Source organism: Pseudobutyrivibrio ruminis HUN009, assembly GCF_000703005.1.
Classification (GTDB): domain Bacteria; phylum Bacillota; class Clostridia; order Lachnospirales; family Lachnospiraceae; genus Pseudobutyrivibrio; species Pseudobutyrivibrio ruminis_A.
Genome location: NZ_JNLH01000001.1, coordinates 1494044 through 1510155, shown reverse-complemented (window position 1 = coordinate 1510155; position 16112 = coordinate 1494044). Strand labels below are relative to the sequence as shown.

Annotated in this window: 16 protein-coding genes and 2 tRNA genes; 3 read left to right on the top strand and 15 right to left on the bottom strand. The window is 40.1% G+C overall.

Going from position 1 to position 16112, the window contains the following annotated elements; all coding sequences use genetic code 11:
• Nucleotides 1–29 precede the first annotated feature (29 nt).
• Nucleotides 30–989 carry a P1 family peptidase gene (locus BO15_RS0106915; RefSeq protein WP_033153552.1) on the top strand — a complete coding sequence of 320 codons (960 nt, stop codon included), beginning with the start codon at nt 30–32 and terminating at the stop codon, nt 987–989.
• 42 nt (nt 990–1031) lie between these two features.
• On the opposite strand, the gene BO15_RS0106910 is transcribed toward BO15_RS0106915, so the two are convergent.
• The gene (locus BO15_RS0106910) at nt 1032–1607 is read right to left on the bottom strand and encodes an OB-fold protein (protein WP_033153551.1); all 576 of its coding nucleotides are present in this window, start codon (nt 1605–1607) and stop codon (nt 1032–1034) included.
• A 114-nt stretch (nt 1608–1721) separates the two neighbouring features.
• Here BO15_RS0106910 and BO15_RS0106905 point away from each other — a divergent pair, with 114 nt between their 5' ends.
• Nucleotides 1722–1925 carry a helix-turn-helix domain-containing protein gene (locus BO15_RS0106905; protein ID WP_033153545.1) on the top strand — a complete coding sequence of 68 codons (204 nt, stop codon included), beginning with the start codon at nt 1722–1724 and terminating at the stop codon, nt 1923–1925.
• Nucleotides 1926–1961: 36 nt separating this feature from the next.
• Here the strand turns inward: BO15_RS0106905 and BO15_RS0106900 are convergent, their stop codons facing one another.
• The 14 genes from BO15_RS0106900 to BO15_RS0106835 form a co-directional block, all read right to left on the bottom strand.
• The gene (locus BO15_RS0106900) at nt 1962–2780 is read right to left on the bottom strand and encodes a hypothetical protein (RefSeq protein WP_033153543.1); all 819 of its coding nucleotides are present in this window, start codon (nt 2778–2780) and stop codon (nt 1962–1964) included.
• Nucleotides 2781–3345: 565 nt separating this feature from the next.
• Nucleotides 3346–3425 (bottom strand) — tRNA-Leu (locus BO15_RS0106895).
• A 222-nt stretch (nt 3426–3647) separates the two neighbouring features.
• The gene (locus BO15_RS0106890; protein WP_052169815.1) at nt 3648–4793 is read right to left on the bottom strand and encodes an MFS transporter; all 1146 of its coding nucleotides are present in this window, start codon (nt 4791–4793) and stop codon (nt 3648–3650) included.
• 302 nt (nt 4794–5095) lie between these two features.
• Nucleotides 5096–5509 (bottom strand): ATP synthase F1 subunit epsilon, encoded by a 414-nt coding sequence (gene atpC, locus BO15_RS0106885; protein WP_033153541.1) that lies wholly within the window; start codon nt 5507–5509, stop codon nt 5096–5098.
• Nucleotides 5510–5512: 3 nt separating this feature from the next.
• Entirely contained in the window at nt 5513–6913 is a 1401-nt protein-coding gene (atpD, locus tag BO15_RS0106880; RefSeq protein ID WP_033153539.1) for a F0F1 ATP synthase subunit beta, read from the bottom strand.
• A 12-nt stretch (nt 6914–6925) separates the two neighbouring features.
• Nucleotides 6926–7936, bottom strand: a complete 1011-nt coding sequence (gene atpG / locus BO15_RS0106875; RefSeq protein ID WP_033153537.1) for an ATP synthase F1 subunit gamma — start codon at nt 7934–7936, stop codon at nt 6926–6928.
• A gap of 3 nt (nt 7937–7939) precedes the next feature.
• Complete coding sequence (gene atpA, locus BO15_RS0106870; protein ID WP_033153535.1) at nt 7940–9955, bottom strand: F0F1 ATP synthase subunit alpha; 2016 nt, start codon at nt 9953–9955, stop codon at nt 7940–7942.
• A 2-nt stretch (nt 9956–9957) separates the two neighbouring features.
• The gene (atpF, locus tag BO15_RS0106865; protein ID WP_033153532.1) at nt 9958–10440 is read right to left on the bottom strand and encodes a F0F1 ATP synthase subunit B; all 483 of its coding nucleotides are present in this window, start codon (nt 10438–10440) and stop codon (nt 9958–9960) included.
• A gap of 38 nt (nt 10441–10478) precedes the next feature.
• Nucleotides 10479–10700 (bottom strand): ATP synthase F0 subunit C, encoded by a 222-nt coding sequence (gene atpE, locus BO15_RS0106860; RefSeq protein WP_015548814.1) that lies wholly within the window; start codon nt 10698–10700, stop codon nt 10479–10481.
• A gap of 196 nt (nt 10701–10896) precedes the next feature.
• A complete protein-coding gene (locus BO15_RS0106855) occupies nt 10897–11583 on the bottom strand; it encodes a F0F1 ATP synthase subunit A (RefSeq protein WP_033153531.1) in 687 nt (228 codons plus the stop codon).
• Nucleotides 11584–11796: 213 nt separating this feature from the next.
• Nucleotides 11797–13077 carry an amidohydrolase family protein gene (locus BO15_RS0106850; RefSeq protein WP_033153529.1) on the bottom strand — a complete coding sequence of 427 codons (1281 nt, stop codon included), beginning with the start codon at nt 13075–13077 and terminating at the stop codon, nt 11797–11799.
• Between the two features lie 26 nt (nt 13078–13103).
• On the bottom strand, nt 13104–13370 hold the full coding sequence (locus tag BO15_RS0106845) for a dihydroxyacetone kinase (RefSeq protein WP_033153527.1): 267 nt from the start codon (nt 13368–13370) through the stop codon (nt 13104–13106).
• 106 nt (nt 13371–13476) lie between these two features.
• A complete protein-coding gene (glgD, locus tag BO15_RS0106840; RefSeq protein WP_033153525.1) occupies nt 13477–14595 on the bottom strand; it encodes a glucose-1-phosphate adenylyltransferase subunit GlgD in 1119 nt (372 codons plus the stop codon).
• Nucleotide 14596: 1 nt separating this feature from the next.
• Nucleotides 14597–15736 (bottom strand): glucose-1-phosphate adenylyltransferase, encoded by a 1140-nt coding sequence (locus BO15_RS0106835; protein ID WP_033153523.1) that lies wholly within the window; start codon nt 15734–15736, stop codon nt 14597–14599.
• 270 nt (nt 15737–16006) lie between these two features.
• Between BO15_RS0106835 and BO15_RS0106830 the strand changes: the two genes are divergently transcribed.
• Nucleotides 16007–16078: transfer RNA gene (locus BO15_RS0106830), tRNA-Glu, on the top strand.
• Nucleotides 16079–16112 lie beyond the last annotated feature (34 nt).

Sequence of the window (16112 nt, the reverse complement as noted above, 5' to 3'; positions counted from 1 at the left end):
CATACTTAATTATTTTTTAGGAGGTTTTTATGAAAGAAATTGATATTTTCCAGATTGGGAATTTTAAGATAGGACAGGCTGAAAACCAGGATGCCGGTACAGGAGTTACTGTTGTCGTTGCACCAGAGGGAGCACCATGCGGACTTGATATTCGCGGCGGTGGCCCAGCCAGCCGTGAGTCTGGATTGATGGACCCGCTTGCCGCTGCAGAGGTTATTCACTCTGTTGTTTTAGGCGGGGGCTCCGCATTTGGCTTGGATGCAGCCGGTGGCGTTATGAAATGTTTAGCTGAAAAAGGAATTGGCTTCCCTGTGGGGGATGTTGTTGTACCACTTGTTTGCCAGTCAGATATCTTTGATTTAGGCTACAAAGCTTCTAACGTATATCCGGATAAAGAAATGGGATATGCAGCTTGTACTAAAGCTTTTGAAGGAGAACATGGCAACTTTAAAGATGGTTGCTTTGGCGCAGGCTGTGGTGCAACAGTTGGAAAAATGCTTGGCCCAGACCGATGCACCAAATCAGGTATTGGCAGCTACGCTGTAGAACTTGGTGAGCTAAAAGTAGGAGCAATTGTTTGCACTAATGCTGTTGGAGATGTTTACGATTACGTTGACGGTAAAAGAATCGCTGGAGTTTTAGCTGAAGACGGTAAATCACTTAATGATGTTTCCTGCGAAGAATTAATGTACGCCATGGCTATGGCCGGAAAGCCTTCTGATTCTGCCGATAAGGCCCCTGCCGGCGCGCCAACTAATACTACTATCGGTATCGTATTTACGAATGCAAAGCTCAACAAAACACAGCTCTGCAAAGTAGCCGGCATGACCCACGATGGCTATGCTCGTTGCATCCGCCCTATCCACACATCAATGGACGGCGACAGCATCTACGCCATGTCTTTAGGAAATGTAGAAGCTTCGCTTGATGTTGTAGGAACCCTTGCAAACCATGTAATGTGTGAAGCTATAAAAAGAAGTGTAAAATAATAAAAAGGCTATTGCAGGTCATGCAATAGCCCTTTTTTATATTTATTCTACAACTACTTCATCAATATCTATTGAGTATCCTATGACCTCTCCGACATCAGTACATTTTCCTTTAATTACAATTGAATCTCCTTTGTTCAAATCCATAATAATTGCTTTTTGATCATCATTCTTGATATAACATTGAACATTAACAAAAGACCAATCATCTTCTCCTGCATTAATAGAAATATATTTTCCATTACTATCAATCACATCAAGATAACCAGATATTTCCAAATATTGTCCCTTATATGTATCTGCAGCTTTCATAGCATTAGCCTGTAGCGCATCAGACAATTCCTGTTTGGTGCAGGCAGTATACTCAATTGTTTCCTCAACAGCTGTTTCTTTGCTTTCTGTTTTCTCTGTTTCAACCGATGCTGTATTTGTAGATGTATCTGTATCAGTTTTCGAATCGCTTCCGCCGCCTGCTACTCCACCTATAATAATCAATACAATAACTACAGCAATAATAATTCCTAATGGTCCTTTTTGTTTCTTTCTGCAATTAGGACATATCTTTGCACCCTTAGGTATCTCCGTTTTACAATACTTGCAAATCTTTTTCTCTTCCATATTTACCTCTCCTTTTCTTTCCATTTCTAATGGATTGTGTACATAAAATTATAGTCAATATATTGAGTATAGTCAATGAATTGATAATGTTATCTTATGTATGAGGTAACATATATGATTTCATACGCTCCCTTTTATGAGACATTAATTCGCACAGGAAAAACTGAATATGAACTTATTTACAAATATGGTTTATCTGCAAATACGATTCATCGCATGAAGCACGCTAAGCCTATCACTACCACAACTCTAGATACACTTTGTTTTATTCTAGACTGTGAAATAAGTGATATCATAGAATATATAAAAGAAGAGTAGGTATCTAATCACATAGAACAAATACCTACTCTTTTTTTATTTACAATGCTCTAAAATTATTCTATTCAAATCATTTATGTTTAATCCATCAACGCCTGTTTCAAAAGAGTACAGTAAGTTCTTGCCATACTCATACCCTAGCTCTCTGTATTTTGCAATCTTCTTAACCGCCGCTATAGCATATTCTGGCTTGTCCATCATGCCAAAGTGCTCATAGAAATATGTCTGTCTGGTCTCTTGATTTAATAACACAAAGTCGGGATGCAGCCCCTTTCTGTTCAACTCGCAAACAGGTTCATATACATATGGGATTCCTTCTTTAGCAAATTTATCTGCTATTATTTTCTCTGATTTGGATCTAACATGCTCCCCGTTATCCGTGTAATAGCCTGTATCAATTGGATATTTGTTACGGAAAGAATTACCAGTATCTTGTTCGTTGTATTGGGCTAGCCACTGCATTAAATAATGTTCATCTTCAATATAATCATATTGAATCAACGCTTTCCTTTCTGCCGATAGTTCTGTATATAGCGAATGTCTTTCATAATCCTTATAATACCTCAATACAGATTGAATTTTTACTAGTCGCATGGAGACATCGGCATATAATCGCTTATCAAATTCTTTCTGTGCTAGCATTCTTGCAGTATTGATATCATTTTTTCTTATAAAACTCTTATTAACTACATCATTTTCACGCTTGCACTTGTAGTATTGCACATATTTCCCCTTATTTTTCTTTATTTCCAAATAGCATCCATCATCCGGAACATCCCTATTTTCAATTTTCTTCTTTTCAGCTTCTAATCTCGCCTTCTCTTCCTCTAATACCTCAATAATGTAATCTTTCAAATTCTCATTTCCTTTCTATCCCTCCCCGTTTACCACTGTGATTCCTATCTCCTACTATCCCAGTGGTATATAGTCTTCCGATTTACCACTGCAATAGCTCGAATACTCCTTGCAGTGGTAGCCTTATCATCTTTTTACCACTGCGTAATAGTGCCACTGTCCTGCAGTGGTAATCACAATCTATTTTTACCACTTCACAAAGGCCTTCATTACCTACAGTGGTAACCGCAACAATTCCTTACCCCGGCTAGCCCTCATCTTACTCACTCAGTGGTAATAGAGCCTAAACAGTACCCTACTAGATTCAAAAATCTTATTGCACAGTGGTAAAACCGGGCCCATCAGCCCCAATTAATGCTTTCCTAATCCGTACTACTTCAAAATCACTTAGCTCACCACTCTTCCTAATACCAAATCACAATAACAATCATTGTTTCCCCGCAATTGCCAATCTATTACATACACCAAAAACTAGCAATTGTATGACCTGTTTCGTGAAAATCGCTATCGACTTGATAGCAAATGAAAAAAAGAAAATCTCACATACAGAAGTATGTGAGATTGCTGCGGGTGACAGGACTTGAACCTGCACGGTCTCCCACTAGAACCTAAATCTAGCGCGTCTGCCAATTCCGCCACACCCGCGTGAATCAAGGTAGTGACTAAGTCTACGACCTCGATATCGGCTCATCGACTCCAATAATATATCACACTGCCCCATCCATTGCAACAAAAAATAGGCCTTTCAGAATACAGCTGAAAGACCTACCAATTATCTAAATATTCAACCAGATTTTATCATTCCAAATGACTAAAGCACTAACTAAAGTTCTACCTGAAACAAACTCCGAGACTCCACCTAAAGCTCTATCCGAATATCCATCCAAACAACGGTGACAGCAAAATCATTATAACCGAATATGTAAATGAATTTACAGACATCAATGTAGCTCTCTGGCCGGATGGAATCATTTCATTCAACACTACATCTGATCTGATTTCTATGAAGCTGTCCGCAAAAGAACCAATGCATGCTCCTATTATCATTATGTATGGATTGCCAACTAATACCGAAGCAAAAGCTACTATAACTCCAACAAGAGAAATGGCACCAATAACCCTATAAACCACCGTGTTGAAAAATGTGACTACCTTTGAGCCAAGGGCACCTGACAATCCTATAATAAATAGTGCCGGTCCAAGCAAGACTGGATTTAAGCCAACTTCTGGCAGCTTCGCCTGCATGAAAAATCCAATCAATACCGCAACAGCTCCGATTGCAGCATTAAAAAGAATTATCAGCCTAGCTTTGCGATTCTCCTTTAAGAATGTGATTGAACCTATAGCAACTTCTTTGAATCTGCCAGCCACATCCATTGATTCATGGCCTTCAGCATGAACCTCCGTCAGTGATAAAGCAAACGCCAATGCCACGCCTCCAATGATGATGTCAACCAGATACGCTTTACGATATCCTAACATCAACGCAACACCAGCTAACAGCGTAGCTAGCGAACTAACTATCTCATAGATAATCATGTCTTTTGAAAAGAATCCTTCATAGTTCTTTTCAACACCAGCTATCTTCATACTGTCATAAGCCAATGCTTCACGAGTTCCAGAAGCCAAATTATAGCTTAAAGCACTGACTCCCATTGCAAATGCAATTGATACAAATGAATCTGCAAATATCATTATCATTGCTGATAACATGGACATTATCTGGGCAAGCACCATGGATTTCTTGCGGCCGAACACATCTGACACAGCTCCTGATGGAACTTCACATATCATGCTTACCACATGAAAAATACTTTCAAACCAACCGATCTCCAATGTAGAAAAGCCGCGGGCAGCAAGTAGTGCCACCCAAGAAGCTCCTGCCAGCATAAATGCCCCAAAAGTATCTATAGCATAAATCTTTCCAAGTTGTGCCTTTATATTAATCTTTTTAACGCTTTGACAAAGCTCATTATTTCCTTGAATTTCAAATTCTGTATTATTTATTTCCATAAAAAAATCTCCTTATCTATTTTTTAGAATAAGGAGATAGTGCGGCACAATGTTAAAAACGATTAGTTTCTATCGCTTAAAAAAGGGCGCACTATCCCCGTAAACTGCAAAAATAGAACCTTTTGTAAGATGCATATTAATTGTTTTCCAAGTCATACTACGCCCTCCTTTCTTTATAACTTTGATGTTAACAATGTGGATTTTACCATATCGTATTTTCGAAGTAAAGCAAAAAACACCTCTTTACCAAATGTGTCCAAAACAATGAACACATTAGTAAAGAGGTGTGTAAATTATAAATATTATGAATGTCTTCTAGCGCCCTTTAATCGAGCCATAGCACGAGCCATGTTTGCAGTAGAAATCTGGTATTCAACCATGCTTTGCTTCTGCTGAAGCTGCTCCTGAGCACGCTCCAAAGCTTCCTGGGCTCTATATGTATCAATATCTTCTGGACGTTCACAAGAATATGCAATCATCTTTACTGAACCATCCTTATAGACAGATATTAATCCATCAGATACAATAGCGCTTCGCCATGTTCCATCACCTGTTTTAAAGCGTATTTCACCGACAGAAACTACACCAGTCATCATCTCATGATGATTCATGATTGCAGCCTCTCCATCAGGACTGGGAACAATAATTATTTCGCAGTCACCATCATAAAACACGCCATCACAAGCGATTATTTTAAGATTAAATAATGATGCCATACGCTACTCCTTTACAAGATCTGCAGCCTTTTTCTTGACATCCTCAATTGTACCAACGTTAAAGAATGCTGCCTCTGGATATTCATCCATCTCACCATTAAGGATAGCTTTAAATCCACGGATAGTATCCTTTACAGTTACGAACTGTCCCTTAACACCTGTAAAGTTCTCAGCAACTGAGAATGGCTGTGAAAGGAAACGCTGTACCTTTCTTGCACGATATACAGTAATCTTATCCTCGTCTGAAAGCTCTTCCATACCAAGGATAGCGATGATATCCTGTAACTCCTTGTACTTCTGGAGAATCTCCTGTACGCCACGGGCAACCTGATAATGCTCCTCACCAACTACGTCTGGCTCAAGGATACGTGATGTAGACTCAAGTGGATCTACAGCTGGGTAAATACCCATTTCTACGATCTTACGTGAAAGAACTGTCGTAGCATCCAAATGTGAGAATGTTGTTGCTGGAGCTGGGTCAGTTAAGTCATCAGCAGGAACGTATACAGCCTGAACTGATGTGATAGAACCGTTCTTTGTAGAAGCGATTCTCTCCTGAAGCTCACCTAAATCGTTTGCAAGTGTTGGCTGGTAACCAACGGCTGATGGCATACGACCAAGAAGAGCTGAAACCTCTGAACCTGCCTGTACGAAACGGAAAATGTTATCAATGAATAAAAGCACATCCTGATTCTTAACGTCACGGAAATACTCAGCCATTGTAAGTCCTGTTTCAGCAACACGCATACGTGCTCCAGGTGGCTCATTCATCTGACCGAACACTAAGGCTGTCTTATCAAGAACTCCTGACTCAGCCATTTCTGTCCAAAGGTCATTACCTTCACGAGAACGCTCTCCTACACCAGTAAAGATTGAGTAACCACCGCTCTCTGTAGCGATATTATGGATAAGCTCCTGGATAAGTACTGTCTTACCTACACCGGCACCACCGAAAAGTCCGACCTTACCACCCTTAGCATAAGGAGCAAGTAAGTCGATAACCTTGATACCTGTCTCAAGCATTTCAACAACTGGGCTCTGATCCTCGAATGTAGGTGGCTCTCTATGGATGCACCAATGCTCTCCATTATCGAGCTTTTCACCATTATCAAGTGTGTCACCTAATACGTTGAAAAGTCTACCAAGTGTCTGCTCACCAACTGGCACAGAAATACCTGCACCTGTAGCAGTAACTTCCATATCTCTACATAGTCCCTCAGAAGGAGCAAGCATGATACATCTAACCACGCCTAAACCGATGTGCTGAGAGACCTCCATTACTCTTTTCTCATCCCCTACCATAACGTATAGGGCATCTCTAATGGCAGGTAGGTCATTATCTTTAAATTCTACATCGACAACAGGTCCTGAAACCTGGACGATTTTTCCTTTTAACTCTGACATGTTTAACCTCTCTTACCTTTTAGCTTTTTTCTTTTTTAGCGCCTTGGCACCACCGATTACCTCAGTGATTTCCTGTGTAATTTGTGCCTGGCGAACTCTATTGTATTCAATAGATAAATCATGAAGAATAGCTTCCGCATTGTCAGTAGCTGACTGCATCGCCATCATTCTTGCATTCTCTTCACTGGCTGAGCACTCAACCAAAGCTCCATAGATGAAAGCTGTGAAATGGTTGTGTACCAAATGCTCCAAAACCGATGAAAGAGATGGATAGAATGGATACCATGAATCTCCGCCTTCTTTGAAAGCTTCAAGCTCGTAGTTATTGATTGAATGAACGTGCTTTGTACCTTCCTTCATCTCAGTAGCTACTTTACTTGTTCCTTCTGTATCAGATTCAACCTCCTGAACCTGCTCCTTAATAAACTTGTGAGTTTTTAAAGGAAGCAAACGTTCTACGCAAGTCTCTTCTGTAACAGAATTGAGCATCTTTGTGTAGATAATATCGATTCTATCAAGCTCTTCTCTGTTGTATAGATCGATAAGATACTCAGAAATGACACGTGCTCTATGCATTGAAGGATTGTTTGCAGAATATCTGAAATTTTCATCTACGTTATATCCATTGTTTATGAAAAACGCTCTACCAGTCTCACCTACAACGAATAACTTATACTCGTCTTTTGATAAGCCGCCGATTCGCTGAAGTGCATATTTGATGGCATTGTGGTTGTAAGCACCAGCCATACCCTTGTCACCTGTGAATACTACGAATCCGCGCTTTTTGATAGTTTCCTGATCATCCTCAACACGATTATCAAAATAGATGTGTCGGATGTTAGGCATTCTAACAAGATTTTCTGCAATACCTCTTTGGGTTCCTTCAAAGAATGGCAATGTCTCTTCAAGCTTTGATTTTGCCTTGCGCAATTTCATTGAAGACATCATGTACATGGCTCTTGTAATCTTCATTGTATCCTGAATACTGTTTATTCTATTTAGGATTTCCTTTGTACTTGCCATGGTTTACTCCTGATTCTTTTTGAACTCCTCTGCTGCGTCAACAATCGAAGCCTTAATATCCTCTGACAAATCCTTTGATGACTCGAGCTGACTAATGATTGCGCTATGCTCTGTTGCAAAGAACTCAAGCATATCTGCTCTAAACTTCTTAAGCTTTGAAAGCTCAACATCACTAAAGATATGAGCGTTTGCAGCTACAAGAATGATAACCTGCTCTGCCATTGAAAATGGTCTGTTAAGAGGCTGCTTTAATAATTCCATAAGGGCACGACCATGAGCCAACTGCTTCTTTGTTGCATCATCAAGATCTGATGAGAACTGTGTGAAGACTTCCATCTCACGGTACTGAGCCAAATCGATACGAATTGAACCAGCGGCTTTCTTCATAGCCTTTGTCTGGGCAGCACCACCAACACGGGATACAGAAAGACCTACGTTTACGGCTGGTCTCTGACCTGCGTTGAAAAGCTCTGACTCAAGGAATATCTGACCATCAGTAATAGAAATTACGTTTGTAGGAATGTAAGCTGAAAGGTCACCAGCCTGAGTCTCAATAATTGGAAGAGCTGTAATTGAACCACCACCTGCTTCTGGTGTGATTCTTGCAGAACGCTCCAATAATCTTGAATGTAAGTAGAAAACATCACCAGGATATGCTTCACGTCCAGGTGAACGCTCTAACAACAATGAGATTGCACGGTATGCAACCGCATGCTTTGATAAATCATCATAAACGATAAGTACGTCCTTGCCTGAATACATAAAGTACTCTGCAAGTGCTGTACCAGAATATGGTGCAATATACTGAAGTGGTGCTGGATCAGATGCTGTAGCACTGACAATAATTGTATAATCCATTGCACCGTTTTCTTTTAATGTGTTAACAAGCTTTGCAATTGTAGATGCCTTCTGACCAATAGCTACGTATACGCAGATAACATCCTTGCCCTTCTGGTTGATGATTGTATCAGTAGCGATAGATGTCTTACCTGTCTGTCTATCACCGATGATAAGCTCACGCTGTCCTCTACCAATTGGGAACATTGAATCGATTGAAAGAAGACCTGTCTCCATTGGCTGACTAACAGACTGTCTGTCAACGATACTTGGAGCTGGACACTCAACTGGTCTAAATCCATCTGCCTGGATTTCTCCATTTCCATCAAGTGGAGTACCAAGGGCATCAACAATACGTCCAAGGAAGCCGTTACCTACTGGAAGACCTGCCATCTTGCCTGTACGAACAACCTTTGAACCTTCTTTGATTTCTGTATCACGACCGAAAAGGATAACACCTACTTCATCGCGACGAACATCCTGAACCATACCTCTTACGCCGCAATCGAAAATAACAATTTCGCCGTAGAATGCATGATCAATACCGTCTACGTTGGCAATTCCATCACCAACCCAGTTAACGATTCCGACTTCTTTTTCCTGAGCTTCAAGAGCGAAGTCTTCAACGTTTGTTCTGAGGATTGAAAGGATGCTTTCATCAACAGCTGAAACACCAACTGCCTTATTAATCTTTGTAGCGAACTGCTCAATACGGCCCTGCTCGCTCCAGTCATATTCTTTTGTACCCACTGAAAGAATGAAACCACTCTTCAGGGAATCGTCCTGTACTAATTCAAGCTCAATGTCTCCATTGCCTGTTTCCTTAGCAAGGAACTTCTTGATACCTGCAAGCTGCTCATCTGAAGGTGCAGTAACATAGCGAAGTTTCGCTCTATCAACCTTTTCAGTCTTTGGCTGAAGAGATTCCTTGTATGCAGCTCTAATATCATTAAATAAATCAAAATCTCCGTTATCACATAGCAATTTGAAGAAATTGCGAATTTCATGAGGAAAGATGCTATCAATAACAACATGCTTCTTAGCGATTGCTACTGTAGGATCCGATAATTCCTCTCCAATTGCAGGTACAGCCTCTAGTATAGAAGCGGCAGACTGCAAATGTGCTTCTGCATTATCTATGCTATGTAGGTCACGGGCATAGTTTAAAGATTTCTCTGTCACTTTTATTCACCTGCTTTACCTAAAAATTCATCAAACAGTTTGCTATCGATATCAGCTCCTGTTTTGCTACCAACAACTTTTGTAGTTGCATCAACTACTATATCTGCAATTTCTTTCTTTGCACTTGCGATGATCTGGCTCTTCTCATGATTAGCCTCTGCAACTGCTGCATCATGAATGCTCTTTGCATCAGTCTTAGCATCTTCTAATATCTTCTGATACTGGCCATCAGCGCTCTTTCTTGCTTCAGCAATAATCTGTTTCTTCTCTGTCTCAGCCTCTGCAACCTTCTGCTCATACTGTGCAGCAAGTTCATTAGCCTCATTTTCCTTTGCTGTAGCCTTTGCATAAACCTCGTCTGCCTCTTCCTGACGCTTAGCAATAATTTTGCCAATAGGCTTAAAGAAGAAGATTTTGAAAGCTACAACCAGGATAAGAAGATTGACTACTGTCCAAAGAATACTCCAAAATTGAATGTTAATCATATCTAATACCTATCCTTTATTATTAATAGAACTTGTTATTATAATACGAACATTATCATAAGAGCGATAACGAAACCGTAAATAGCTGTTGCCTCTGCAAGGGCACAACCTAAGATAAGGTTCTTCTGAATCTTGCTCTCTGCTTCTGGCTGACGTGCAATACCTTCGCAAGCCTTACCTGTTGCGATACCGATACCAATACCAGCACCAAGACCTGTTACTACTGCAATACCTGCTCCAACTGCGATTAAAGTGTTCATAAAATTTTTCCTCCTAAAGCTCGCCGACATTCACTCTGTGTAAGCTTGTTACGATTACAAGCCTTATAGATTCTCCGCTCGACTACATGTCTCGCTTGAGAATCATAAGAGCTTGATATCTACAAGCTCATTATCATTTTTTGAGTCGGCTCTTCTACTTGATTAAAAATACCATAAAAATTTTCTTTTCGATTCTTTATTCAATAGCTTCCTTTAAATATAAAGAAGTTAGGAATACGAATACGTATGCCTGAAGTAATCCATCAAACAAATCAAAGTATAATGAGAATACAGCAGGGATAACTGGTGGAACGACGATCTTAAGAAGTTCCATGATTACAAAAGCACCAAGTACATTACCAAAAAGTCGCATACATAACGACAATGGTCTTGTGAATACATCAAGAATGTTAAATGGTGTTACTATAGCAACGGGCTCAACAAATGAATGTAACCATTTCTTTACGCCCTTGTGATAAATACCCGCAGCTTCTACCAAAACTATACTCATAAGAGCAAGTGCTGCTGTAACATTTACATCCTTAGTAGGTGACTTGAAACCAAACAAACCAATGATGTTAGATAAACCAATGTACAGAAGTACTGTGACAAGGTAACAGGTATATGCCTTTCCCTCTTCACCTAAGGTTGCACCAACAATGGCATTTAGTTTCTCGTAAATAAGCTCGGCAAATGCCTGCTTTTTACTGATGTTTTGTGTCTTTAGTCCCGTAGTCAAGAATATGGCTATGAGAATAAGCACGGCCATTACGATCCAGGTAACAACGACTGATTCATAAATCGGAATATCAAATCCTCCGATATGGAGTCTGAATACCTCTTCGCAATTTAGCTCTTCTACAAGCTTTTCTGCTAAAGTCAAGAAAACACCTCCTATTCATTTTTTCTCATGCCACTCATTTTATACCATTCGCACAAAAATATAAGATACAAATTGAGCAATGTGTATAAAGAAAATGTTTGACATGCAATTTACCGGACTTTTACTCCGTATGTTCTCACCATACACCTAAAAAAAGTGTCCAGTCAATGCTGGACACTTTTATTTAACACTTTTTTCAAGACTTTTTAGCAATTAGCAATATACCTTTTTGCCTTTGACAAATTTATCCTTAATAATGGCATCGGCATCGTTGTAACACATTCTCTCAATTCGCTCTCTGATGGACATATCTCTCATTGAATACATCTTGCTATCGTCGATAACAACTGCATCGAATTCGTATCCCTCTTTGAACGTACCAACCTTGCCAAAGTACTCTCCGCCACCTGCTGTAGCAAGATAGAAAACCTCTTCAAAAGAAAGTGGCTTAACATCTGTATCAACCAGGCGATAGTACATTTTAGATGCCTGCAATGTAATAAGCATTGTCTTAAGCATATTCATAGATGAACCGGCTGCAACGTCTGTACCAAGACCGATCTTGATGCCTGCATCCATAAACTTTCTGATTGGAGCAATGCCACTTGTAAGGTTCATATTGGAATCAGCACAATGAGCAATGTAAGCGCCATGCTTTTTAAGGATGCTCATTTCCTCTTCTCCTGAGTATACACAGTGAGCCATGATAGTAGGAAGTTCTTCTGAGCCCATGGTATCAAATAGCTCGTATGCATTTGCGTAGGAAGTTGATTCAGGAACCAATTCCTTTACCCAAGCCACCTCTGACTGATTTTCAGAAAGATGAGACTGAATTCTCAAATTTCTTTCAGCTGAAAGCTTTCCCAAGCCTCTCATTAAATCATCTGAGCATGATGGGATGAATCGAGGTGTAAGGATAGGCTTTGTGTTTTTGTAGCGACCCTCGATGGCCTGAAGCCAATCTAATGTAGCTTGAAGTGATGCCTCGGCACTTTCTTCCTGAAGGCCCTCACCACCGTTTCTATCCATATTTACCTTACCAACGTATGTGATTACGCCAGTATCCTCTAGCTGATCCATAAGGTTGATGGTTGCTTCATTATGCATTGTTCCAAAAACAACAGCACGAGTTGTAAAGCAACGTCTCAAATCCTCTGCAAAATACCCATATGCCTTTTTAGCATATTCCATATCTGAGTACTTTGCTTCCTCTGGGAATGTGTAGGTGGTAAGCCACTCAAGAAGCTCCTCATCCATACCAATCCCACGGAATGTGTACTGAGGTGCATGAACATGCAAATCAGTCATGCCAGGAATAATCAAACGCTCGCCGTAATCATATAGCTGCAATCCCTTGTACTGCTCAGGGAGCTCTGTAAAGGCACCTTTGCAAATGCCATCCACACAAACAAGATAACCTCTATAATATGTAGTTATTCTCTTTTCTGATTCCGAGAAGGCAATGCCTCCGCGAAGTATAAAGCTGTTATTCATGTAAAATCCTTTCGGGAAGACGCAGCCTAGCCTTGTAAACCTCTAGCCTGTCTATCCATATCTTCAACTACGATATCATAAATCTCGCCAAGTGTTCTGCAGTACTCAAGAACCTTCCATGGCTCGTTTGTATGATAGTGAATCTTGATAAGCTCCTCATCACCTACTGCAAGTAAGCTGTCGCCAACAAAATTCTCTGTGATGTAATCATTGATTGCATCCTCATCAAGATTCTCGCCCTCAATAAGAAGCTGTGTGTCATATCTAAATTCAATTGTCTGTTCTGGTAACATATTTATTTCCTCCAAAATTTTCTTTTCGAAAAACTACAGAATTACTTTACCACATATATAAAAAAAAGGCGAGTCAGTCTGTTAGTTTAGACTGACTCGTTTTTAATTAAAGTTTATCATTACGTTTTACGTATGTTGGTGTAACAGATTCTGAAACAATCTTCTTGATTTTCTTTGCCTCAACCCATTTATCTACTACCGCATTTTCGATATAAACTCCATCTCCAATATCAGCGTAGGAAAGAATAATTGAGTTTCTAACTACTGCCCCTTTTCCAATATGAACATTACGTCCAATGATAGAATTTTCAACAGTGCCTTCAATCAAGCCGGCATTACATACCATTGAGTTGGTAACACTTGCTCCGTGGAAATATTGTGTTGGGCAGGCGTCTGTTGTCTTGGTGTAGAATGGCCAATCGTTTGTGAAAAAGTCCATTGCCGTTGCGTAATCAAGCATCTCCATGTTTGCCCTGTAGTAATCATCCAAGCTTGTTATCGCTGCAAAGAATCCTTTGTGCTGATAGCCTCTCACATCAAGAGTCTCGCAAGCTAATGCAATCATATCTGCAAGAGAATAAGCAGAAGACTCTCTCTTAGCCTTTTTAATCAAATCAATAAATATCTCTTTAGACATTACATAGGTATCCATGCTGATAAGCTTTTCCTTGGCTGTGCCCATGTTGCGCTCTAAAGATTGTACACCCTTTTGCTTGTTCAAGGTAACCACATTGCATGCTCTGTAGTATTCCTTAGCCTGATCTACCTTGTGATATAGCAAAGTAATATCTGTTCCAGCTGCCACATGCTCATCCAAAAGCTTTTGATAATCCTGCTTGTAAATCATGTAGCTAGGTGCCACGATTACATAATCCTGAGGCATGCGCTCTATCTGCTCCAGATTTTCCAAATATGCGTTGATATCCGTATTATAGATGGAACTATGACCATTATTCTGTGTAAATAACAGCTGAATATTTCCTCGTTTTGAATTGATATTGTAATGGCGACCATCACCAATGTGCTCAACAATAGAACGAGGTCTACTATTCAAATATACGTGTATACGATTTATGCCGCTATTGCTCATATTCGAAATAGGGAAATCGATAACTCGAAATCTACCCAGGAATGAGAAAGCGCCAATTGGTCTGTAGTCATGAAGTCCTTCGACTCTGATATAGTTTGCGGCGGAATTAATCACGCCAAATGCTTTGTTTGCCATATTAATCCTCCCCCTTTACATTTTTTGCAACAAGAAGGATTTCCTCGCTCTTCTTATTTCCTACCTTGGCGTTCTTTCCTATTCTAATGTTTTCAGCCACAAGAGCTCTTGTGACAGTGGCTCCTTCTTCAACAATCGCCCCCGGCATAAGCACGGAATCTATTACCTTTGCACCAGGTGCGATCTTCACATTTGAAAAGATAACTGACCTGGATACCTCTCCACCTACGTGAGCGCCCTGGTTGATATATGCCCCATCGATTTTTGCCGAAGAAGCAATGTACTGTGGAATGACACCTGTGTCTTCTGTGTAAATCTTCCATGATGTATCATCCAGATTAAGCTCATTGTCGCTATCCAGAAGATCCATATTGGCTTCCCAAAGAGAATCGATTGTTCCAACATCCTTCCAATAACCTGAGAACTCATAGGCATAAAGCTTTTTGTCCCCATTCAGCATCACTGGAATGATATCTTTACCAAAATCATGACTTGAGTCAGGATTCTTCATATCCTCTATCAGAAGCTTTCTCATAGTCTTCCAGGTGAAGATATAAATACCCATAGATGCCAGGTTGCTCTTTGGTTTCTCTGGCTTTTCCTCAAACTCGATGATTCTTCGGTTGTCATCTGTGTTCATTATGCCAAATCGACTTGCCTCTTTCATTGGCACACCACGAACAGCTATTGTAGCATCTGCCCCCATTTCCTTATGGAAAGAAAGCATCTTATCATAATTCATTTTATAAATATGATCCCCGGATAGTACCAAAATGTACTCTGGATCATATGCATCAATAAAATCAATGTTCTGTGAAATAGCATCTGCAGTACCTCGATAAACATCAAGACCACTGTCTGCCTTCTCTCTAGGTGTAAGGACAAAAACACCACTATCTTTTGTGTCCAATCCCCATCTTCCACCTGCCGCAACATAACTATTTAGCAAAACCGATTCGTACTGTGTCAAAACACCTACGATATCTATTCCACTATTAGCACAGTTACTAAGTGGGAAATCGATAATACGATATTTTCCACCATAAGCAACTGCCGGTTTGGCAACTTTGTTGGTTAACTCATGCAGACGGCTACCGCGACCACCTGCTAGAATCATAGCTAGCATACTTGTCTGAGCCATATAATCCCCCCTAACTTTCTTCTTTTATCTCCTTCTGTAAATAAACAACACACTTTATCTATAGATAATATTTTAATAGTTTTGCACAAACAAGGCAACGTTTCGAGCATTTTTTTATGCATTTTTCTGACATTGTTGGGTACAACACAATCAAAATATTGTTCTGTATTGTCTTAATTTTCTAATAATTCTGAATTTAATAAAATTGTGGGTTTTCTCTTGACTTAGGGGCTGGGCCATAGTATTATATGTCTTGTCGTTAGGACATATGGTTCCTTGGTCAAGCGGTTAAGACGTCGCCCTCTCACGGCGAAAACAGCGGTTCGATTCCGCTAGGAACTGCTAAGAGCATCGCAAAAGCGATGCTCTTTTTTTA

What these genes read in the sequence shown, in the direction of transcription:
- BO15_RS0106915 (WP_033153552.1), top strand. Translation starts at nt 30, where the DNA reads ATGAAAGAAATTGATATTTTCCAGATTGGGAATTTTAAGATAGGACAG.
- BO15_RS0106910 (WP_033153551.1), bottom strand. Translation starts at nt 1,607, where the DNA reads ATGGAAGAGAAAAAGATTTGCAAGTATTGTAAAACGGAGATACCTAAG.
- BO15_RS0106905 (WP_033153545.1), top strand. Translation starts at nt 1,722, where the DNA reads ATGATTTCATACGCTCCCTTTTATGAGACATTAATTCGCACAGGAAAA.
- BO15_RS0106890 (WP_052169815.1), bottom strand. Translation starts at nt 4,793, where the DNA reads ATGGAAATAAATAATACAGAATTTGAAATTCAAGGAAATAATGAGCTT.
- atpC (WP_033153541.1), bottom strand. Translation starts at nt 5,509, where the DNA reads ATGGCATCATTATTTAATCTTAAAATAATCGCTTGTGATGGCGTGTTT.
- atpD (WP_033153539.1), bottom strand. Translation starts at nt 6,913, where the DNA reads ATGTCAGAGTTAAAAGGAAAAATCGTCCAGGTTTCAGGACCTGTTGTC.
- atpG (WP_033153537.1), bottom strand. Translation starts at nt 7,936, where the DNA reads ATGGCAAGTACAAAGGAAATCCTAAATAGAATAAACAGTATTCAGGAT.
- atpF (WP_033153532.1), bottom strand. Translation starts at nt 10,440, where the DNA reads ATGATTAACATTCAATTTTGGAGTATTCTTTGGACAGTAGTCAATCTT.
- atpE (WP_015548814.1), bottom strand. Translation starts at nt 10,700, where the DNA reads ATGAACACTTTAATCGCAGTTGGAGCAGGTATTGCAGTAGTAACAGGT.
- BO15_RS0106850 (WP_033153529.1), bottom strand. Translation starts at nt 13,077, where the DNA reads ATGAATAACAGCTTTATACTTCGCGGAGGCATTGCCTTCTCGGAATCA.
- BO15_RS0106845 (WP_033153527.1), bottom strand. Translation starts at nt 13,370, where the DNA reads ATGTTACCAGAACAGACAATTGAATTTAGATATGACACACAGCTTCTT.
- glgD (WP_033153525.1), bottom strand. Translation starts at nt 14,595, where the DNA reads ATGGCAAACAAAGCATTTGGCGTGATTAATTCCGCCGCAAACTATATC.
- BO15_RS0106835 (WP_033153523.1), bottom strand. Translation starts at nt 15,736, where the DNA reads ATGGCTCAGACAAGTATGCTAGCTATGATTCTAGCAGGTGGTCGCGGT.